The organism is Cobetia sp. 10Alg 146 (assembly GCF_029846385.1).
Lineage (GTDB): Bacteria > Pseudomonadota > Gammaproteobacteria > Pseudomonadales > Halomonadaceae > Cobetia > Cobetia marina.
Genome location: NZ_JARWKT010000011.1, coordinates 1 through 21,168 on the forward strand (window position 1 = coordinate 1; position 21,168 = coordinate 21,168).

General features: G+C 60.3%; 14 protein-coding genes and 4 tRNA genes. All 18 read left to right on the forward strand.

Features of this window, described 5'->3' with window-relative positions:
* Positions 1 to 328 precede the first annotated feature (328 nt).
* The 18 genes from QD172_RS15835 (at position 329) to fusA (ending at position 21,142) form a co-directional block, all read left to right on the forward strand.
* A complete protein-coding gene (locus QD172_RS15835; protein WP_279856262.1) occupies positions 329 to 3,271 on the forward strand; it encodes a DUF2339 domain-containing protein in 2,943 nt (980 codons plus the stop codon).
* A 91-nt stretch (positions 3,272 to 3,362) separates the two neighbouring features.
* Positions 3,363 to 4,343 carry a biotin--[acetyl-CoA-carboxylase] ligase gene (locus tag QD172_RS15840; protein ID WP_077373336.1) on the forward strand — a complete coding sequence of 327 codons (981 nt, stop codon included), beginning with the start codon at positions 3,363 to 3,365 and terminating at the stop codon, positions 4,341 to 4,343.
* The gene (locus tag QD172_RS15845) at positions 4,340 to 5,179 is read left to right on the forward strand and encodes a type III pantothenate kinase (RefSeq protein WP_077373339.1); all 840 of its coding nucleotides are present in this window, start codon (positions 4,340 to 4,342) and stop codon (positions 5,177 to 5,179) included. Before QD172_RS15840 ends, QD172_RS15845 begins: the two co-directional genes overlap by 4 nt.
* A 111-nt stretch (positions 5,180 to 5,290) precedes the next feature.
* Positions 5,291 to 5,374 (forward strand) — tRNA-Tyr (locus tag QD172_RS15850).
* 46 nt (positions 5,375 to 5,420) lie between these two features.
* A tRNA-Gly gene (locus QD172_RS15855) sits at positions 5,421 to 5,494 on the forward strand.
* A 35-nt stretch (positions 5,495 to 5,529) separates the two neighbouring features.
* Positions 5,530 to 5,604 (forward strand) — tRNA-Thr (locus QD172_RS15860).
* 163 nt (positions 5,605 to 5,767) lie between these two features.
* Positions 5,768 to 5,843, forward strand: a tRNA-Trp gene (locus QD172_RS15865).
* A gap of 77 nt (positions 5,844 to 5,920) precedes the next feature.
* Entirely contained in the window at positions 5,921 to 6,289 is a 369-nt protein-coding gene (gene secE, locus QD172_RS15870) for a preprotein translocase subunit SecE (RefSeq protein ID WP_043334897.1), read from the forward strand.
* A 10-nt stretch (positions 6,290 to 6,299) separates the two neighbouring features.
* The gene (gene nusG / locus QD172_RS15875) at positions 6,300 to 6,833 is read left to right on the forward strand and encodes a transcription termination/antitermination protein NusG (RefSeq protein ID WP_065392619.1); all 534 of its coding nucleotides are present in this window, start codon (positions 6,300 to 6,302) and stop codon (positions 6,831 to 6,833) included.
* Positions 6,834 to 6,950: 117 nt separating this feature from the next.
* Positions 6,951 to 7,382, forward strand: coding sequence for a 50S ribosomal protein L11 (rplK, locus tag QD172_RS15880; RefSeq protein ID WP_043334893.1), 432 nt, complete (start codon positions 6,951 to 6,953; stop codon positions 7,380 to 7,382).
* Positions 7,383 to 7,384: 2 nt separating this feature from the next.
* Positions 7,385 to 8,077: a 50S ribosomal protein L1 gene (rplA, locus tag QD172_RS15885; protein ID WP_279856304.1), complete on the forward strand. Its 693-nt coding sequence runs from the start codon at positions 7,385 to 7,387 to the stop codon at positions 8,075 to 8,077.
* A 261-nt stretch (positions 8,078 to 8,338) separates the two neighbouring features.
* Positions 8,339 to 8,848: a 50S ribosomal protein L10 gene (gene rplJ / locus QD172_RS15890; protein ID WP_065392618.1), complete on the forward strand. Its 510-nt coding sequence runs from the start codon at positions 8,339 to 8,341 to the stop codon at positions 8,846 to 8,848.
* A gap of 92 nt (positions 8,849 to 8,940) precedes the next feature.
* Positions 8,941 to 9,309 (forward strand): 50S ribosomal protein L7/L12, encoded by a 369-nt coding sequence (gene rplL, locus QD172_RS15895; protein WP_043334886.1) that lies wholly within the window; start codon positions 8,941 to 8,943, stop codon positions 9,307 to 9,309.
* 206 nt (positions 9,310 to 9,515) lie between these two features.
* Positions 9,516 to 13,592, forward strand: coding sequence for a DNA-directed RNA polymerase subunit beta (gene rpoB / locus QD172_RS15900; protein WP_077373342.1), 4,077 nt, complete (start codon positions 9,516 to 9,518; stop codon positions 13,590 to 13,592).
* Positions 13,593 to 13,680: 88 nt separating this feature from the next.
* A complete protein-coding gene (rpoC, locus tag QD172_RS15905; protein ID WP_077373345.1) occupies positions 13,681 to 17,922 on the forward strand; it encodes a DNA-directed RNA polymerase subunit beta' in 4,242 nt (1,413 codons plus the stop codon).
* A gap of 137 nt (positions 17,923 to 18,059) precedes the next feature.
* Entirely contained in the window at positions 18,060 to 18,434 is a 375-nt protein-coding gene (gene rpsL / locus QD172_RS15910) for a 30S ribosomal protein S12 (protein WP_077373348.1), read from the forward strand.
* Positions 18,435 to 18,535: 101 nt separating this feature from the next.
* Complete coding sequence (gene rpsG, locus QD172_RS15915) at positions 18,536 to 19,006, forward strand: 30S ribosomal protein S7 (RefSeq protein ID WP_043334878.1); 471 nt, start codon at positions 18,536 to 18,538, stop codon at positions 19,004 to 19,006.
* An 18-nt stretch (positions 19,007 to 19,024) separates the two neighbouring features.
* The gene (gene fusA / locus QD172_RS15920; RefSeq protein WP_065392571.1) at positions 19,025 to 21,142 is read left to right on the forward strand and encodes an elongation factor G; all 2,118 of its coding nucleotides are present in this window, start codon (positions 19,025 to 19,027) and stop codon (positions 21,140 to 21,142) included.
* The last annotated feature ends 26 nt before the right edge of the window (positions 21,143 to 21,168 follow it).

Genomic DNA, 21,168 nt, shown 5'->3' on the forward strand with positions numbered 1-21,168 from the left:
CCGCTCCACGACCGTCATGAAAAGCTCGTCAGGCACTTATACTGAACCGCCCCTGCAGCCTTGCTGCAGGGGCGGTTCTCTTTGTGCGTAGGAAAAAGTGGTGCGCAGGAAAGTGATATGCAGAACGGGATGGCGTGCACCCCGCTGAGTCATCCATACGAGAGTTCTGTCCCTGTCGCCTCGACGTGAAGCCCGATTCCTCCTGGAGTCGGGCTTTTTCGTGGGTTGACCTTGATTGTGCAAAGACGGTGCTTTGCCCCTCGTGGCATGAGCCGACGATCAAAATGCCGTAGTCTCTAGGCATATCTCTTTGATGACAGGGAAGGCAATGGACGAGTTGATCGTGGTCGGTGCCGTGTTTGCGGTTCTGGTCATCGGTGGGGCGCTGACGGGTTGGCTCAGTCTGCTCAAGATCAAGGGACTGGAGCAGCGTGTTCTCAAGCTAGAAGCACAGCTGCGAGAGGTCGGGCCACAGCTTATACACAGCACCTCCAGGCGTCAGGGTGTGGATAAGTCGAATGATGGCTCTACCACGACTGACGATGCCGAGGGGGACTTGTCACCTGATGGGAAGAGGGCTGCAGCGAGCCGAAGTCCTATTGACGAGGCATCCTCTCATCAGGCGGATGCGGATGCGGGTGCCGCTCCCTTGAAGCTGCTCGAGTCGCTATGGACACGCTTGCTGCATGGCGCGTCTGGCAGGCCCAGGGGGGAGGGGCGTGAGACCGGCAGCACGGAGCGCGCCGGTGGCACCCCCATGGCGCGGAGCTTCGCGGTAATGCGCGAGCACTGGATGATACTTGTCGGTGCCCTGTCTCTGGTCATGGCGGGCGTGATGCTGGTGGGTTACTCCCTTGAGCAGGGGCTGCTGGGGCCGGGCATGCGACTGGCGCTGGGGCTGGGCTTCGGCATCGGCATGATCGTGCTGGCTGAATGGCTACGATGGCGCACGACGCAATCTCCCAGCTTGACCGGAGCCGTGAGTGGTGCGGGAAGTCTGGTCACCGCAGCAAGTCTGTTGGCCGGTCACTACCTGCTGTCGTTGGCTTCTCCACTCGTCACCTTCGTGCTGTTGGCTCTGCTGAGTCTGTGGACGCTGGAGCGTGCCCGCCATCATGGCCCATGGCTGGCCGCGCTGGGCATGCTAGGTGGTTACGCCCTCCCGCTTGCCTTGCCCCTTCAGGCACAGTTGGGAGGAGCCGCCAGCCTGATGCTGCTGGGGCATCTAGGGGTCATCGCCCTGGCATGCCGCCTTCTGCACCGGAAGATCGGACTGAACTGGCTGTATTGGGGGGGATTGTGCGGTGCCTTGCTATGGTGGATGGCGCTGCTCCCCCTGGAGGCGGGAACTGTTGACCTGCGACCTGTCTCAGGCGAGCTGGAGCGCGGACTTGCGGGTCTCTGGTTGTGCCTGTTGGCTATTGCGTACCTCCATACCTGGCGAGACGAGTCTGGACGATCCGAAGGCCGGGTGGTGGCAGATGGCGCGCAGGGTGGCGTGAGTGCCACGGGGGAGGCCATGACCTGGTGGCCATGGCGTGCCACCCCGCGGGTGCAGCGTCATTGGATCGCGGGTCTGCTGCTGGGGGCCGTCAATGCCATGAGCCTGTTGCTGCCCCATGTTGGGGGGCTGGAGGCTGCCAATGACATCGCGCCCGGTGACTGGTTGCCGAGTGTCCTGCTGCTGTGGGTCACGGGATGGACCGCACGACACATGGCGGCTAGCTGGTCGATGATGGTGGGGGCGGTAGCGTTCTGGTTGTTGGCATGGGGATGGAGCCCACTGACGGCGAGCGGGATCTGGGTGATGACAGGGCCGATGGCGCTGTGTGTCGGGTTGGTTGGCCTTGCCTGCTGGAAACCGCAGGCCTCGCAGGCACCTGCCAAGCAGGCGCACATGCTGTCTGCCTGCTGGAAACCGCAAGCCTCGCAGGCACCTGCCAAGCAGGCGCACATGCTGTCTGCCTGCTGGTGGGCCATGGCGACTCTGGTACCGCTGGTCGCGTGGGGGCTGGCCGTCTGGAACGGCACCATCCCTGTCGGGGCGGGGGGTGGAGCGGCCCCATGGCTGAACACCGCCATGCCACCCTTGATCTGGGGGCTGGTATGTTGGGTTGGCGCCAACCGTTTCCATTCGCGAGAAGGAGTGCGTCTGGCTGCCGGCCTGTGGCTGCCCGCTCAATTCGGGATTGCGCTGGCGCTGGTGATCGCGCTTGATGGACCATCGCTGACATTGGCGTTGGCATTGCAACTGCTTGGGTTGACGGGGTGTGAGTGGCGTTGGTGGCGACTCCAGGCTGATGAGGATGGCGCCGGACGCTCCCTGTTTGCCGAGTTGGCGCGCCTGCTTGCCTGGGGGTTGGCCCTGCGTCTGGCCTGGGGTGTCGTCACTGGCACGTATGACGACATCAGTCACTGGCCGTTGCAGGTCTTTCTGCCGGTGCTTGTCTGTGTCGCCCTCAGCAGTCATGGCATGCGTCACCGCAAGTCTATCCAGCGCTGGCTGGAAGGGGGTGTGGTTCAGCTTGCGCTCGCCACGACAGTGCTGGAGATTCGTTATCTGCTGACAGACGGTCAGCCTTTCTCCGGCCCTCTTTCACTGGCGGAACTCTCCCTGCAGGTGTTGGCGCTCGCTGGTGTGGCGGCGGGCTATGCCTGGCGCGGGCGTGGTTCGGCGACAAATGTTGCGCTATACCGCCTGCTGGCCTCCGTCGTGGGCGGCCTGGCAGGAATCATCTGGCTTGCCGGCATCGTTCTGGCATTCAATCCGCTGTGGCAGGACGGTGATGTCGGTCGCTGGCCATTGTTGAACTGGCTATTGCCCGCTTATGCGCTGCCGGCGCTGGGAGCCGCCCTGGTATGGCGTCTTTCGCAGCATGCTGCCTTGCTGCGTCGTCTCTGCGAGGTGGTGGGTCTGCTGGCTGTCGGGCTATGGATTGGGCTCAGCTTGCGCCATGTCTGGCATGGTGGGGCGCTCGGGCTCTGGCTCGGGGTCGAGCAGGCGGAGCTTTATGCCTATAGTCTCGCCTTGCTGGCCGTTGCGGCGAGTCTTGTGATCGGCGGTGCCAGAATGGGGCAACCGCACTGGCAGCGCGTCGGACAGGGGCTGTTGGTCGTGACGATTCTCAAGGTCGGACTCTGGGACACGGCGACTCTGGATGGCCTGTGGCGAGTGGGGTCATGGCTCGGGCTTGGAACCGTGCTGATGCTGCTGTCAGCGTTGTTCAAGCGCCTGGCAGGGGCCGGTACGCGAAGGGAGGAGCAGGAATGAGTGAAAAGCCCCCGAACTTTGGTCGTTGTTCTTGGCTCGCAAGCCCATGAATCCGATAGAATGTGCCCTTTTGCACAGGGACGCTCCCCGCATGACCATCCGTGATCTCATTCGCCTGCTCGGAGATGGTGACTACCACTCCGGAGAGGCCCTGGGCGAAGAGCTCGGGGTGTCGCGTACGGCGGTCTGGAAGCAGCTCAAGAAACTTGAGGCGCTTGATATCCCGCTTGAGGCTGTGAAGGGGTTGGGCTATCGACTGGCCAACCCTATCGAGTTGCTTGATGGGCAGCGGATCATCGAAGCGCTGCCACGCGAGACTCGCAAGCATCTGAAGCGCCTGTTCATCGAGGAATCGCTGGATTCCACCAATACCTTCATCCGTGAGCGCTTTCGCCAGGGAGCGGGTCATGCAGAGGTCTGCCTGGCTGAGGTGCAGTCTGCCGGGCGGGGTCGTCGTGGTCGCGAGTGGCAGACGCCATGGGGCCGCAGCCTGGTCTTCTCACTTGGTTGGCGCTTCGAGTCAGGTGCCGCGTCACTGGAAGGCTTGAGCCTGGCGATCGGCGTGGCAGTCGCCGAGGTGCTGGAGGCGGATGGGTTGCCTGCGCGCCTGAAGTGGCCGAATGATGTCCTGCTTCAGATACAGAAGGACCAGCCGAAGATTGCCGGCATTCTGGTCGAGGTGACAGGTGATGTCTCCGGGCCTTGTGATGTCGTGATCGGTATCGGGTTGAACATCGAGTTGCCGGCGAGTCATCGCGAGGATATCGGGCAATCGGTCGCGGCGGTACGTGACATCATCCCGGGCGCTTCACGCAACGCTTATGCGGCTCGCCTGATGGAGTCGCTGCTGGCCCTGTTGCCTGAGTTCGAAGCTGAAGGGTTCTCTGCCTGGCAGCAGCGCTGGAATGAGCGCAATGCGTTCAAGGGGCGCGATGTGGTGATTCTGCGAGGCGACAAGCGGGAGGAAGCCATCGCTGAAGGTGTGGATATCAACGGAAATCTCGAGGTGCGCATGAATGGCGAAACCATCACACTCGCCGGTGGCGAGATCAGTCTGCGCGCTGTCTCATGATTCTGGATCTTGATATCGGCAACACCTTGTCCAAGTGGCGTCTCAAGGACACTGTCTCCAGCGAGATCCGCTCACGCGGCGCAGTATGGACACGTGAAGAGTGGCGTCCAGGGGAGGATATTCCCGATCTGGACGTCGTCACGGCAGTGCGCATTTCCAGCGTGGCGCGCAAGCAGGTATTGGATGAGACCGTCGAGCTGCTGCGCAAGCAGGTCGGGGCAGTGCATGTGGCACGCTCGACACGTGAGGCGCTGGGGGTCACCTGCGGGTATGAAGAGCCGCAGCGATTGGGGGTGGATCGCTGGCTTGGCGCGCTTGCCGGGCATCATCTGACCGGCGGATGTTGCAGTGTGGACTGTGGAAGCGCCATTACCGTGGACTTCGTGTTGCCGGGCGGGAAGCATCTCGGGGGCTATATCATTCCCGGGCTACGCCTGATGAAGGAGAGCCTCAAGCTGGGGACGCGCAACGTGGCCATCGACCCGGACAGTGAGGTGGACAGCCTGCTGGCGCCGGGACGCAATACGGTGGAGGCGGTCAATCACGGGATCTACATGGCGGCGGTCAGTGCCGTCAATCGGTTGTATGCCGAGGTGTGTGATCGTGAGGGGGTCGCGCTGCCGCTGTTGCTGACCGGAGGGGATGCACGCGTGGTAGCGAGAGGCCTGCGGGTTCCTCATGCATTATGGCCGGACATGGTCTATGCCGGTCTCGAGGCGCTTTTCCCGCTGACAGCGGCGGAGCGTGCCGGACGCCTGTCAGGCGCGCCGGAGCAGCCGCGCGTTGCTGATCTGGAAAAACTTCGCTCAGGGCTTGCACTTACCCAGATGCTTTGACATACTACGCCCCGTTCTGAGGAGATACATTCCCTCAAGCGCTTGAAGTCAAAAGAAATCAAGCACTTGACAGCGTATCCCAAGCGACGTAAGATTTGTCGCCATAGAAGAGGTGGGGTTCCCGAGTGGCCAAAGGGAGCAGACTGTAAATCTGCCGCGAAAGCTTCGAAGGTTCGAATCCTTCCCCCACCACCAGATTAGCTCATGATGGCATGTTCATCTGGGCAGCAAGAGTTGGAAAGCGGGCATAGTTTAATGGTAGAACCTCAGCCTTCCAAGCTGATGACGCGGGTTCGATTCCCGCTGCCCGCTCCAGTTCATCTCGTCTGACGAGATTGCGCAAAGGTTTTGCTCGTGTAGCTCAGGGGTAGAGCACACCCTTGGTAAGGGTGAGGTCGGCGGTTCAAATCCGCCCACGAGCTCCATACAACGGAAAGGCGAGTCGCAGTTTGGCTCGTCTTTTTCGTTTCCGACGACCTCCCAGGTCGCGGTCAAAGATAAGGCTTGTCAGTATGGGTTGTCTCAGCTATGATGGCGCCCGCTGTTAATTCAGCCTTGTTTTTAGTCTCTGGAACACGCAAGTGTTACAGGCCAGTAGCTCAATTGGCAGAGCAGCGGTCTCCAAAACCGCAGGTTGGGGGTTCGATTCCCTCCTGGCCTGCCATCCTTCCCCAGGATGGTATTCGACTTCTTACCGATTCTCGATTCTAGCGATCGCTGCACCCTTGAGGAGTCTCTTTGATGAAACAGAACGCCGAGGTGCAGGAAGCGCGCCACGACGGATTCAAGTGGTCGGTCGTTGTCATTCTTCTTGTGCTGGCTGTTGCCGGCAACGCCTATTTTGCTGACCAAGCGCTGCTTTATCGCGTGCTTGGCGTCGTCGTGCTTGGCGTTGCAGCGGCTGCTCTGGCCATCACGACCAACAAGGGTCGTGATGTCGTCGAGCTGGCAAGCAGTGCGCGCCGCGAGATCCAGCGCGTCGTTTGGCCGACCCGACAGGAAACTGTCCAGACAACTGCCATCGTGCTGGGTGCCGTGCTTATCGTGGGCCTGTTGCTATGGCTCATCGATACCACCCTCGGCTGGCTGATGTCCGGCATCGTCAGTTAACGGAGTTTCCATGTCCAAGCGTTGGTATGTCATACACGCCTATTCCGGTTTCGAAAAGCAGGTCATGCGCTCCCTGAATGAGCGTGTGAAGCTGTATGCCATGGAAGAACACTTCGGTGAGATCCTGGTGCCTGTGGAAGAAATCGTCGAGATGCGTGACGGCAAGCGCCGCAAGAGTGAGCGCAAGTTCTATCCAGGCTACGTGCTGGTCGAGATGGACATGAATGATCAGTCCTGGCACCTGGTGAATGAAACCCCGCGCGTCATGGGGTTCATCGGTGGCACGCCGGAGAAGCCGGCTGCGATCACCCAGAAAGAAGCCGACGCCATGTTGCGTCGCGTTCAGGACGGTACTGACAAGCCGCGTCCGAAGACTCTCTTCGAGCCGGGCGAGACAGTGCGCGTCACCGACGGTCCTTTCGCCGATTTCAATGGCGTCGTCGAAGAAGTGAATTACGAAAAGAGCCGTCTGCAGGTCAGCGTGCTGATCTTTGGGCGTGCCACGCCAGTGGAGCTCGAGTTCTCGCAGGTCGAGAAGGACTGATCTCTGGATCACCTTTCCTGTCTGGATACGAGCATCACGGCAACACGACGGGTCGCCTGAGGCGGCCCGGTTTCACGGGGAGCCGCAAGGCGCTACCACCCAAAATGGAGTCCTATCATGGCCAAGAAAGTACAGGCTTACATCAAGCTGCAGGTCGCAGCCGGTAAAGCTAACCCGAGCCCGCCCGTGGGTCCTGCCCTCGGTCAGCACGGTGTCAACATCATGGAGTTCTGTAAAGCGTTCAACGCCGCTACCCAGAACGTCGAGCCGGGCCTCCCGACTCCTGTGGTCATCACCGTGTATTCCGACCGCAGCTTCACCTTCGTCACCAAGACGCCGCCTGCCGCCGTCCTGCTGCTGAAGGCTGCTGGTCTGAAGTCCGGTTCTGGCGAGCCGAACAAGAAGAAGGTCGGTACCGTGACTCGCGCTCAGCTCGAAGAGATCGCGACCACCAAGGAACCGGATCTGACAGCTTCCAATCTGGACGCTGCTGTTCGCACCATCGCCGGTACTGCCCGTAGCATGGGCCTGAACGTGGAGGGTCTTTGATCATGGCCAAGATTTCAAAGCGCGCCCAGGCGATCAGCGCAAAAGTCGAATCCGGCAAGGTCTACAGCGTCGAAGAAGCTGTCGCCCTGCTGTCCGAGCTGTCCACCGTCAAGTTCAAGGAGACTGTTGAAGTCTCTCTGAACCTGGGTGTCGATCCGCGTAAATCCGACCAGGTCGTTCGCGGCGCTACCGTCATGCCGAACGGCACCGGTAACGACGTGCGTGTCGCTGTCTTCACCCAGGGCGCCAACGCTGAAGCAGCGAAGGAAGCCGGTGCAGACGTCGTCGGCATGGACGATCTTGCTGAGCAGGTCAAGAAAGGCGTGATGGACTTCGACGTCGTCATCGCTTCTCCGGACGCCATGCGCGTCGTCGGTCAGCTGGGTCAGATCCTCGGCCCGCGCGGCCTGATGCCGAACCCGAAAGTCGGTACCGTGACGCCGGACGTCGCGACTGCCGTGAAGAATGCCAAGGCAGGTCAGGTGCGTTTCCGTACTGACAAGAACGGCATCATTCACGCCGGTATCGGCAAGATCGACTTCAGTGCAGACGCGATTCAGGGTAACATCGACGCCCTGGTCGCCGAAGTGAAGAAGCTGAAGCCGAGCACTTCCAAAGGTATCTACCTGAAGAAGATCACCCTGTCCAGCACCATGGGCCCGGGTCTGACCGTCGATCACGCCAAGTACGCGTAAGGCAGTCACAGAATGTTTCACTTTGCGGTCCCCGTGCTCAGCCGCGGGGCGCCGTCAAAGACCGCAGGTGCCAGCCTTGTCGCTTCGGTGGCAGGGCTGGCTTAATCGCGACGTGATGCCTGCATCGCGCGCAGCCTGCGCAGATGGTGTCCCAGCCTCGCTGGTGGCAGCCATCCTCCAAGACTCTCCCGCGCAGTTCAGGTGAGAGAGATGGTAAACCACTGGGGAATTCGTTCCCCGGCACGAAATGGAGTCAACACCGTGGCTTTAGGTCTCGAAGACAAGAAGGCAATTGTTGCTGAGGTCAGCGAAACCGCCAAGGGTGCTCTCTCCGTAGTCGCTGCCGACTCTCGTGGTGTAACTGTTGGCGCAATGACCGAATTGCGCAAGCAGTGCCGCGAAGCGGGCGTCCAGCTGCGTGTTGTTCGCAACACCCTGGCTCGCCGTGCGCTGTCCGGTACCTCTTATGAGGTGCTGAACGAGTCCTTCGTCGGCCCGACCCTGCTTGCATTCTCCATGGAACACCCGGGCGCTGGCGCTCGTCTGTTCAAGGAATTTGCCAAGAAGGTCGAGGCATTCGAAGTCAAGGCACTGGCCTACGAAGGCGAGTTCATCCCGGCGGCCAACATCGACCGTCTGGCATCTCTGCCGACCCGCGACGAAGCACTGTCCAAGCTGCTGTCTGTCATGAAGGAAGCTTCTGCAGGCAAGCTGGTCCGTACTATCGCAGCACTGCGCGATCAGAAGCAGGAAGCCGAAGCCGCCGCGTAAGCGTCGCTTCTTCCTCCTGGCTGTCTCGTGCAGCCTGAATCGATTTCCGTTTGACCGAGCATCTTTGCTCCGCAAAGTTTAGGATTGCTAAAATGGCACTGACCAAAGAAGACATCATCAACGCCGTCGCTGACATGACCGTCATGGAAGTGGCTGAGCTGATCGAAGCAATGGAAGAGAAGTTCGGCGTTTCTGCCGCTGCCGCCGTCGTTGCTGGCCCGGCCGCTGCAGGTGAAGCCGCTGAAGAACAGACCGAGTTCGACATCGTTCTGACTGCTGCTGGTGACAAGAAAGTCAACGTCATCAAGGCTGTTCGCGAACTGACTGGCCTGGGCCTGAAAGAAGCCAAGGCAGCTGTTGACGGCGCTCCGGCCACCCTGAAAGAAGGCGTGAGCAAGGAAGACGCTGAAGAAGCGAAGAAGAAGCTGGAAGAAGCTGGCGCGTCCGTGGAACTCAAGTAACTCGTGTTCCAGGCTACGCACGCTGCGTAAGCTTCCTGGCTGGTGGCGGACTCCGCCACCAGCCTTTTTCTGTTGCAAGACGAATTATGACGGCGAGCCAGCCCGCAAGGGAGGCTTGCCGTCCGCGCCTGATGGACATCGCCGCGCCATCAGGTATGAGCCGACCACGCATCGGTCACCCAAGGTGAACAAGCTGGGGAATACAGATGGCTTACTCATACACTGAGAAAAAACGCATCCGCAAGGATTTTGGCAAACTGCCCCAAGTGATGGATGTGCCTTACCTGCTGGCCATCCAGCTTGATTCCTACCACGACTTTCTCCAGCAGGACAGGGCGCCAGAACAGCGCCTGGAAGTCGGCCTTCACGCTGCCTTCAAGTCCGTGTTCCCGATTGCCAGTTTCTCTGGCAACGCAGCGCTCGAGTATGTCAGCTACCGTTTCGGTACGCCGGCGTTCGACGTAAAGGAATGTCAGCTGCGCGGAGTGACCTACTCTGCACCGCTGCGCGTGAAAGTGCGCCTGATGATCTACGACAAGGAATCGTCCAACAAGGCGATCAAGGACATCAAGGAGCAGGAAGTCTACATGGGGGAAATCCCCCTGATGACAGAGAACGGTACCTTCGTCATCAATGGTACTGAACGTGTCATCGTGTCTCAGCTGCATCGCTCGCCGGGTGTGTTCTTCGATCACGACAAGGGCAAGAGCCACTCGTCCGGCAAGTTGCTGTACTCCGCACGTGTGATTCCTTACCGCGGTTCCTGGCTGGACTTCGAGTTTGACCCGAAGGACAACGTCTACGTCCGTATCGACCGTCGTCGCAAGCTGCCGGCCTCCGTGCTGCTGCGTGCCATGGGCATGACCAGCGAAGAGATCCTCGGTACCTTCTTCGATACCACCATGTACCACATCGAGCGCAGCGGCTTCTCCGTTGAGCTGGTGCCGTCACGCCTGCGTGGCGAGACTGCCGCCTTCGACATCAAGGATGCCGATGGCAGCGTGATCGTGGAAGAAGGTCGTCGCATCACCCAGAAGCACGTCCGTCAGATGGAAAACTCCGGCCTCGAGCGTCTCGAAGTGCCGATGGAGTACCTCTACGGCAAGGTGCTGGCCAAGGATCAGATCGATCCGGCCACCGGTGAGCTGGTGTGCGAATGCAACAGCGAGATCACCCCGGAACTGCTGGAGAAGATGGCTCAGGCCAAGATCACCCAGTTCGAGGTCATCTACACCAACGATCTGGATTGCGGTCCGTTCGTGTCTGACACATTGAAGCTGGATACCACGCGTAACCAGCTCGAGGCACTGGTCGAGATCTACCGCATGATGCGTCCGGGCGAGCCGCCCACCAAGGACGCGGCAGAATCACTGTTCCAGAACCTGTTCTTCAGCGAAGACCGCTACGACCTGTCGGGCGTGGGTCGCATGAAGTTCAACCGTCGCCTGCGTCGCGAAAGCGATACCGGCAGCGGCGTGCTCGATCAGGACGATATCCTGACCGTCATGCAGGAACTGATCAGCATCCGTAACGGCAATGGCGATGTCGATGACATCGACCACCTGGGCAACCGTCGTATTCGCTCTGTGGGCGAAATGGCGGAAAACCAGTTCCGTGTCGGTCTGGTCCGTGTCGAGCGTGCGGTCAAGGAGCGTCTCTCCATGGCCGAGAGCGAAGGCCTGATGCCGCAGGATCTCATCAACGCCAAGCCGGTTGCGGCGGCGGTGAAGGAATTCTTCGGTTCCAGCCAGCTCTCCCAGTTCATGGATCAGAACAACCCGCTGTCCGAAGTGACGCACAAGCGCCGTGTCTCCGCGCTTGGTCCGGGTGGTCTGACCCGTGAGCGCGCCGGCTTCGAAGTTCGTGACGTTCACGCCACGCACTACGGCCGTCTGTGCCCGATCGAGACGCCGGAAGGCCCGAACATCGGTCTGATCAACTCCCTGGCGACCTACTCCAAGACCAACAGCTATGGCTTCCTCGAGACGCCGTACCGCAAGGTCGTGGATTGTCAGGTCACCGACGACGTCGTCGATCTGTCCGCGATCGAGGAAGGCGATTTCATCATCGCCCAGGCCTCCGCGACCGTCGACGAGAACAACCGTCTGGTCGACGACCTGGTTCAGGTGCGTCACCGTGGCGAGACTACCTTCATGGCGCCGGAAAAGGTCACCATGATGGACGTGTCTCCGCGTCAGGTCGTCTCCGTCGCTGCGGCATTGATCCCGTTCCTCGAGCACGATGATGCCAACCGCGCCCTGATGGGTGCGAACATGCAGCGTCAGGCCGTTCCGACCCTGAAGGCTGACAAGCCGCTGGTCGGTACCGGCATGGAGCGCTTCGTGGCGCGTGACTCCGGCGTCTGCGCCGTGGCACGTCGTGGCGGTGTCATCGACTCCGTCGATGCCAAGCGTATCGTCGTGCGTGTGCGGGAAGAAGAGATCATCGGCGGTGAAGCCGGCGTTGATATCTACAACCTGACCAAGTACGTCCGCTCGAACCAGAACACCTGTCAGAACCAGCGTCCGATCGTGCGCCCGGGCGACGAAGTCGCCATCGGCGATATCCTGGCCGACGGCCCGTCCGTCGACATGGGGGATCTGGCACTGGGGCAGAACATGCGTCTGGCGTTCATGCCCTGGAACGGCTTCAACTTCGAGGACTCCATCCTGTTCTCGGAGCGTGTGGTGCAGGAAGATCGCTTCACCACCATCCACATCCAGGAACTGACCTGTGTCGCGCGTGACACCAAGCTCGGGCCGGAAGAAATCACGTCCGATATCCCGAACGTCGGCGAGTCCGCACTCTCCAAGCTGGATGAGTCCGGTGTCGTCTACATCGGTGCCGAGCTGAATCCGGGCGACATCCTGGTCGGCAAGGTCACGCCGAAGGGCGAGACCCAGCTGACGCCGGAAGAGAAGCTGCTGCGTGCCATCTTCGGCGAGAAGGCGTCCGACGTGAAGGACACCTCTCTGCGTGCCCCGACCGGCATGAAGGCCACCGTCATCGACGTTCAGGTCTTCACCCGTGACGGCGTCGAGAAGGATCAGCGTGCGCTCTCCATCGAGCAGATGCAGTTGGCCGAGGTCCGCAAGGACCTGCAGGAAACCTACCGCATCGCGGAAGAGGCGACCTTCGAGCGTCTGCAGCGCAACCTGGTCGGTCAGGCGGTCAACGGTGGTCCGAAGCTCAAGAAGGGCGACGTGCTGACCGATGACTACCTCGAGGCCCTGCCGCGTCAGGAGTGGTTCAAGCTGCGTCTGCAGGATGAATCTCTCAATGAGCTGCTGGCCCAGGCCGATGAGCAGCTCGAGATCCGTCGTCGCGAGATGGACGAGCGCTTCGAAGACAAGAAGCGCAAGCTCACCCAGGGCGATGATCTGGCACCGGGCGTGCTCAAGATCGTCAAGGTATACGTCGCCGTGAAGCGCCGTATCCAGCCGGGTGACAAGATGGCCGGTCGTCACGGTAACAAGGGTGTCATCTCCGCGATCATGCCGGTGGAAGACATGCCGTTCGATGGTTACGGCGAGCCGGTAGATGTCGTGCTGAACCCGCTGGGTGTTCCGTCGCGCATGAACGTCGGTCAGATCCTCGAGACCCACCTCGGCATGGCCGCGCGTGGTCTGGGCGTGAAGATCGAGCACATGCTGCGCGAAGAGCGTGCCGAGCAGGTCAAGCAGATCCGCGAGTTCCTCGACAAGGTGTACAACACCGTCGGTGGCCGCCAGGAAGACCTCTCCGTGCTCAGTGATGACGAGATCATCACCATGGCGCACAACCTGAAGAAGGGCGTGCCGATGGCGACGCCGGTCTTCGATGGCGCCAAGGAACACGAGATCAAGCAGTTGCTCACGCTGGCCGGTATCCCCGATTCCGGACAGATGGACCTCTACGATGGCCGCACCGGCGAGAAGTTCGATCGCAAGGTGACCGTCGGTTACATGTACATGCTCAAGCTCAACCACTTGGTGGATGACAAGATGCATGCGCGTTCGACCGGCTCCTACTCCCTCGTCACGCAGCAGCCGCTGGGTGGTAAGGCGCAGTTTGGTGGTCAGCGCTTCGGTGAGATGGAGGTCTGGGCCCTCGAGGCGTACGGCGCTGCCTACACCCTCCAGGAGATGCTCACGGTCAAGTCCGATGACGTGGAAGGCCGTACCAAGATGTACAAGAGCATCGTAGATGGCGATCACACCATGCAGGCGGGCATGCCCGAATCCTTCAACGTGCTGGTGAAGGAAATCCGCTCGCTGGGTATCGACATGGAGCTGGAAGGCTGACGCCGAAAAGCCACAAGTATTGACGGTCCGCAAAGCCTGGTGTCAGCAGCCAGGCTTTGCCCATGACAACTCCGCAACGGAGCGACCCATGAAAGATTTGGTGAAAGTTCTCAAATCGCAGGCGCAGTCCGAAGAATTCGACGCCATCAAGATTACCCTGGCGTCTCCGGACATGATTCGCTCGTGGTCTTTTGGTGAAGTGAAGAAGCCTGAAACCATCAACTACCGGACATTCAAGCCGGAACGTGATGGTCTTTTCTGTGCCAAGATCTTTGGCCCGGTGAAGGACTACGAGTGCCTGTGTGGCAAGTACAAGCGGATGAAGCATCGCGGCATCATCTGTGAGAAGTGTGGCGTTGAAGTGACCAAGGCGGCAGTGCGTCGTGAGCGTATGGCTCACATCGAACTGGCCAGCCCGGTCGCGCACATCTGGTTCCTGAAGTCGCTGCCGTCCCGTATCGGCATGCTGCTCGACATGACTCTGCGTGATATCGAGCGTGTGCTGTACTTCGAAAGCTTCGTGGTCATCGATCCGGGCATGACGACCCTCGAGAAGGGTCATCTGCTCAATGATGAGCAGTACTTCGAGGCGCTGGAAGAATTCGGCGATGACTTCGATGCCCGCATGGGTGCCGAGGCCATCAAGGCGCTGCTCGAGGACATCGAGCTGGAAGAAGAGGTCGAGCGCCTGCGCGAAGAGATTCCGCAGACCAACTCCGAGACCAAGATCAAGAAGCTGTCCAAGCGCCTCAAGCTGCTGGAAGCCTTCTACTATTCCGGCAACAAGCCGGGCTGGATGATCATGGAAGTGCTGCCAGTGCTGCCGCCGGACCTGCGTCCGCTGGTACCGCTGGACGGCGGCCGCTTCGCGACCTCGGATCTGAACGATCTGTATCGCCGCGTGATCAACCGCAACAACCGCCTCAAGCGTCTGCTCGACCTCAATGCGCCGGACATCATCGTGCGCAACGAGAAGCGCATGCTTCAGGAATCCGTGGATGCTCTGCTCGACAACGGTCGTCGCGGTCGCGCCATCACCGGTTCCAACAAGCGTCCGCTGAAGTCACTGGCCGACATGATCAAGGGCAAGCAGGGTCGTTTCCGTCAGAACCTGCTGGGCAAGCGTGTCGACTACTCCGGTCGTTCCGTCATCACCGTCGGCCCGACCCTGCGTCTGCACCAGTGTGGTCTGCCGAAGAAGATGGCGCTTGAGCTGTTCAAGCCGTTCATCTACGCCAAGCTGCAGGCCTCCGGTCACGCCAGCACCATCAAGGCCGCCAAGAAGATGGTCGAGCGTGAAGCCCCGGAAGTCTGGGATTTCCTCGCCGACGTCATCCGCGAGCACCCGGTGCTGCTGAACCGTGCCCCGACTCTGCACCGTCTGGGTATCCAGGCGTTCGAGCCGCTGCTGATCGAAGGCAAGGCCATCCAGCTGCACCCGCTGGTCTGCGCGGCGTACAACGCCGACTTCGATGGTGACCAGATGGCCGTTCACGTACCGCTGACGCTGGAAGCCCAGCTGGAAGCGCGTGCGTTGATGATGTCGACCAACAACGTGCTGTCGCCGGCCAACGGCGAGCCGATCATCGTGCCGTCCCAGGACGTCGTGCTGGGTCTGTACTACATGACCCGCGAGAAGATCGGTGCCAAGGGTGAGGGCATGGCCTTCGCGAACCTGGGTGAAGTCGAGCGTGCCTTCGGCACGCACAGCGCTCACCTGCACGCGATGGTCAAGGTCCGTCTGACCGAGACGCTCAAGGATGAAGAATCCGGCGAGCTGTACGAGAAGACGTCCCTGCACGACACCACCATCGGTCGCGCACTGCTGTTCCGCATTCTGCCGAAGGGCATGCCGTTCGAGCTGATCAACCAGGTGATGAAGAAGAAAGCCATCTCCGGTCTGATCAACGAGGCGTACCGTCGTGTCGGTCTGAAGGACACCGTCATCTTCGCTGACCAGCTGATGTACACCGGCTTCCGTCTCGCGACCTGGTCCGGCGCCTCCATCGGCGTCAACGACTTCGTCATTCCGGACGCGAAGAAGGTCATCATCGACGCGGCCGAAGACGAAGTGAAAGAGATCGAAGACCAGTTCTCCTCCGGTCTCGTGACCGCGGGCGAGAAGTACAACAAGGTCATCGATATCTGGGCGCGTGCCAACGACCGTGTCGCCAAGGAGATGATGGCGGGTATCTCGAAAGAGACCGTCGTCAACTGGAAGGGCGAAGTGGTCAACGGCGAAGACGGCAAGCCGATGGAGCAGGAGTCGTTCAACAGCGTCTTCATCATGGCTGACTCCGGTGCTCGTGGTTCCGCGGCCCAGATTCGTCAGCTGGCCGGCATGCGTGGCCTGATGGCCAAGCCGGATGGCTCGATCATCGAGACGCCGATCACCGCCAACTTCCGTGAAGGTCTGAACGTACTCCAGTACTTCATCTCCACCCACGGTGCCCGTAAGGGTCTGGCGGATACGGCACTGAAGACCGCCAACTCCGGTTACCTGACGCGTCGTCTGGTCGATGTTGCCCAGGATCTGGTCATCACCGAAGCGGATTGTGGCACTCAGGAAGGTCTGATCCTGCACCCGGTCATCGAAGGCGGTGACATCATCGTCCCGCTGTCTCAGCGTGTGCTGGGTCGTGTCGTGGCACAGGATGTCGTCGATCCGGTCTCTGATGAGGTCCTGATCGCACGCGGCACCCTGCTGGATGAAGCCTGGTGTGCACAGCTCGATACCATGGGCGTCGATGAGATCATCGTGCGTACCACCATCGGCTGTGAAACCGTGCACGGTGTCTGCTCGGCCTGTTATGGCCGTGATCTGGCGCGTGGCCATCAGGTCAACGTCGGTGAAGCCATCGGTGTCATCGCGGCACAGTCCATCGGTGAGCCGGGTACCCAGCTGACCATGCGTACCTTCCACATCGGTGGTGCCGCCTCGCGTGCTTCTGCCGTGGATAGCGTCCAGGTCAAGCACGGCGGCCACGTGCGTCTGCACAACATCAAGTCGGTCGAGCGCGCGGATGGCAAGCTGATCGTCGTCTCGCGTTCCAGTGCGCTGGCTGTCGCTGACGATCACGGTCGTGAGCGTGAGTTCTACAAGCTGCCGTATGGTGCCGAGCTGTCCGTACGTGACGGTGACAAGGTCGAATCCGGTCAGTCCGTCGCCAAGTGGGATCCGCACACTCACCCGATCGTCGCCGAAGTGGCGGGTCAGGTGCAGTTCACGGACATGGAAGATGGTCAGACCATCAACCGTACCACCGACGAGATGACAGGCCTGTCCTCCATCGAAGTCATCGAGAGCGCCTCACGTCCGTCCGCGGCACGTGACAAGCGTCCGATGATCATGCTGGTGGATTCCAGTGGCAAGCACGTGACACTGCCGGGCTCCAACACGCCGGTCCAGTACCTGCTGCCGGGCAATGCCGTCGTGTCCGCCGAGAATGGCGCAGCCGTCGGTGTGGGTGACGTCATCGCACGTATCCCGATGGAAGCGTCCGGAAACAAGGACATCACCGGTGGTCTGCCGCGCGTTGCCGACCTGTTCGAAGCACGTCGTCCGAAGGAACCGGCCATCCTGGCCGAGATCTCCGGTACCGTGACCTTCGGCAAGGAAACCAAGGGCAAGCGTCGCCTGACCATCACGCCGGCCGAAGGTGACCCGTTCGAGCTGTTGATCCCGAAATGGCGCCAGATCAGCGTCTTCGAAGGGGAAACGGTCGAGAAGGGTGAGGTCATCTCCGATGGCCCGAGCAATCCGCACGATATCCTGCGTCTGCTCGGCGTCGCGGAAATGACCAAGTACATCACCACCGAAGTCCAGGAGGTCTATCGCCTCCAGGGTGTCGGCATCAACGACAAGCACATCGAAGTCATCGTGCGTCAGATGCTGCGCAAGGTGGAGATCACCGATTCCGGCGATTCCAGCTTCATCACAGGCGACCAGGTGGAATACGCCCGTGTCGTCGAAGAGAACATGCGTCTCGAGGCCGAAGGCAAGTTCCCGGCCAAGTTCGACCGCATCCTGCTCGGTATCACCAAGGCGAGCCTGGCGACAGAATCGTTCATCTCGGCGGCCTCCTTCCAGGAGACCACACGAGTTCTGACCGAAGCCTCTGTCACCGGCAAGCGCGATTATCTCCGTGGTCTGAAGGAGAACGTCGTGGTGGGTCGCCTGATCCCGGCGGGTACTGGCCTGGCTTATCACGATGAGCGTCGCCGCCGTCGTGATGGCCTGCCGCTCGCACCGGCCCCGTCGGCACAGGACGTCGAGCAGGAGCTGGGTGCCCAGCTGACCGCTCTCGACGCGGACGACGACGACCTCTGAGGTCTTGAGCCCCGCCGTCGCTGACGGCGGGGTTGACGCCCTTGTGGCCCAAGCCCTAGAATATGCAGCCTTTAACAGTAGGGCAGGTGCATCCTGTCCGATTGTTGGAAGGCAGTACAACCCATTGGAGCAAGCAAATGGCAACCGTAAACCAGCTCGTGCGCAAGCCGCGCAAGCGTCAGGCGTCCAAGAGTGACGTCCCTGCGCTGCAGGCATGCCCGCAGAAGCGTGGCGTGTGTACTCGCGTATACACCACTACCCCGAAGAAGCCGAACTCCGCACTCCGTAAGGTCTGCCGTGTTCGCCTGACCAACGGCTTCGAAGTCTCTTCCTACATCGGCGGTGAAGGTCACAACCTTCAGGAACACTCTGTTGTTCTGATCCGTGGCGGTCGTGTGAAGGATTTGCCGGGTGTCCGTTACCACACCGTTCGTGGTGCACTGGATACCTCTGGCGTGCAGAACCGTAAGCAGGGCCGTTCCAAGTACGGCGCCAAGCGTCCGAAGGCGTAATTCAAAGTTTAATATCGGTCTGATAAGAGTAAGGTCGGGTGTCGCGTCCATCGCGAGGCATCCCGGGTTTACCTGAAGGACCCTTCTACTGAGGGCTTATCATGCCTAGAAGACGTGTAGCAGCTAAGCGCGAAATCCTGCCGGATCCGAAGTTCGGAAGCGAGCGCCTGGCCAAGTTCATGAACCACCTGATGATCAGCGGCAAGAAGTCTGCAGCCGAGCGCATCGTTTACGGTGCCCTCGACCGTGTTGCCGAACGCTCCAATGATGAGCCGCTGGATCTCTTCGACAAGGCGTTGGAAGCCATCCAGCCGATGGTTGAGGTGAAGTCCCGTCGTGTCGGTGGTGCTACCTACCAGGTGCCGGTCGAAGTTCGTCCGTCCCGTCGCCAGGCACTGGCCATGCGTTGGCTGGTGGACGCTGCGCGCAAGCGCGGCGAAAAGACCATGGTGCAGCGCCTCTCTGGCGAGATCCTGGATGCCGCTGAAGGCAAGGGTTCTGCTGTGAAGAAGCGTGAAGACGTGCACCGCATGGCAGAAGCCAACAAGGCCTTCTCCCACTACCGCTTCTAAACAACGGGGATACTCACCGTGGCACGCAAGACTCCACTTAAGCGTTACCGCAACATCGGTATCTGTGCCCACGTCGACGCCGGTAAGACTACCACTACCGAGCGCGTCCTGTTCTACACCGGCCTGTCCCACAAGGTCGGCGAAGTCCACGATGGTGCTGCCACCATGGACTGGATGGAGCAGGAACAGGAACGTGGCATCACGATCACCTCTGCGGCGACCACCTGCTTCTGGCAGGGCATGAACAAGCAGTTCGACGAGCACCGTATCAACATCATCGATACTCCGGGGCACGTTGACTTCACTGTTGAAGTCGAGCGTTCACTGCGTGTTCTCGATGGCGCGGTCGTGGTGCTGTGTGGTTCTTCCGGTGTCCAGCCGCAGACAGAGACTGTCTGGCGTCAGGCCAACCGTTACGAAGTTCCGCGCATGATCTTCGTCAACAAGATGGACCGCGCTGGCGCGGACTTCTTCATGGTCGTCGAACAGGTGCGCAAGCGCCTGGGCGCGAACGCCGTGCCGATCCAGATCAACTGGGGCGCGGAAGACGAGTTCAAGGGCGTCATCGACCTGATCAAGATGAAGGCGATCGTCTGGGACGAAGACAATCACGGCATGAACTATGAGCTGATCGACATTCCGGCTGAGCTGCAAGACACAGCTGCCGAATGGCGTGAGCACATGCTCGAGTCTGCTGCTGAAGCGTCCGAAGAACTGATGGACAAGTACCTTGAAGAAGGCGACCTGACCGAGGAAGAAGTCAAGGCTGCGCTGCGTCAGCGTACCCTGGCCAACGAAATCTGCCTCGTGACCTGTGGTTCTGCCTTCAAGAACAAGGGTGTCCAGGCGGTTCTGGATGCGGTCATCGAATACATGCCGTCTCCGCTTGAAGTCAAGGCCATCGAAGGTGAGCTTGACGACAAGGACGGTACCATCGAGACCCGCGAAGCTGACGACAAGGCTCCGTTCGCGGCGCTGGCGTTCAAGATCGCGACCGACCCGTTCGTGGGTACCCTGACCTTCATCCGCGTCTACTCTGGCGTGCTGAAGTCTGGCGATGGCGTCTTCAACTCCGTCAAGAGCAAGAAGGAGCGTGTCGGTCGTATCGTCCAGATGCACTCCAACTCTCGTGAGGAGATCAAGGAAGTCTATGCTGGCGATATCGCCGCATGTATCGGTCTGAAAGACGTGACCACCGGGGATACCCTGTGTGATCCGGACAACAAGATCGTGCTTGAGCGCATGGAATTCCCTGAGCCGGTCATCTCCGTCGCTGTCGAGCCGAAGTCCAAGGCCGACCAGGAAAAGATGGGTGTCGCACTGGGCAAGCTGGCCCAGGAAGATCCGTCCTTCCGCGTCGAGACCGACGAAGAGTCTGGTCAGACCATCATCTCCGGTATGGGTGAGCTTCACCTGGACATCCTCGTTGACCGCATGCGTCGCGAGTTCAATGTCGAGGCGAACATCGGCAAGCCGCAGGTGGCTTACCGTGAGACCATCCGCACCAAGGTCGAGCAGGAAGGCAAGTTCGTTCGTCAGTCCGGTGGTCGTGGTCAGTTCGGTCACGTCTGGCTTCGCATTGAGCCTCTGACTGCAGAGGACAAGGGCGACGACGAAGAAATGACCTTCAAGTTCGAGTCCGAGATCGTCGGTGGTGCGGTTCCGAAGGAATACGTGCCGGCCGTCGAGAAGGGTGCCGCTGAGCAGCTCAAGAATGGTGTCATCGCCGGTTATCCGATGATCGACGTCAAGGTCACGCTGTTCGATGGTTCCTACCACGACGTCGACTCCAACGAGACCGCGTTCAAGGTTGCCTCTTCCATGGCGATCAAGGCTGGTGCCCCGAAAGCGGGTGCAGTGCTGCTTGAGCCGCTCATGAAAGTCGAAGTCGTCACGCCTGAAGATTTCATGGGTGACGTCATGGGCGACCTGAACCGTCGTCGTGGCCTCGTTCAGGGCATGGATGATTCTTCCACTGGCAAGATCATCAATGCACTGGTGCCGCTGGGTGAGATGTTCGGTTATGCGACCGACCTGCGCTCACAGACCCAGGGCCGCGCAAGCTACTCCATGGAGTTTGCGAAATACGACGAAGCGCCGAACAGCATCGTCGAAGCCGTCATCAACCAGAAGTAACCGATTAGCTAACGAAAGAGGTTATA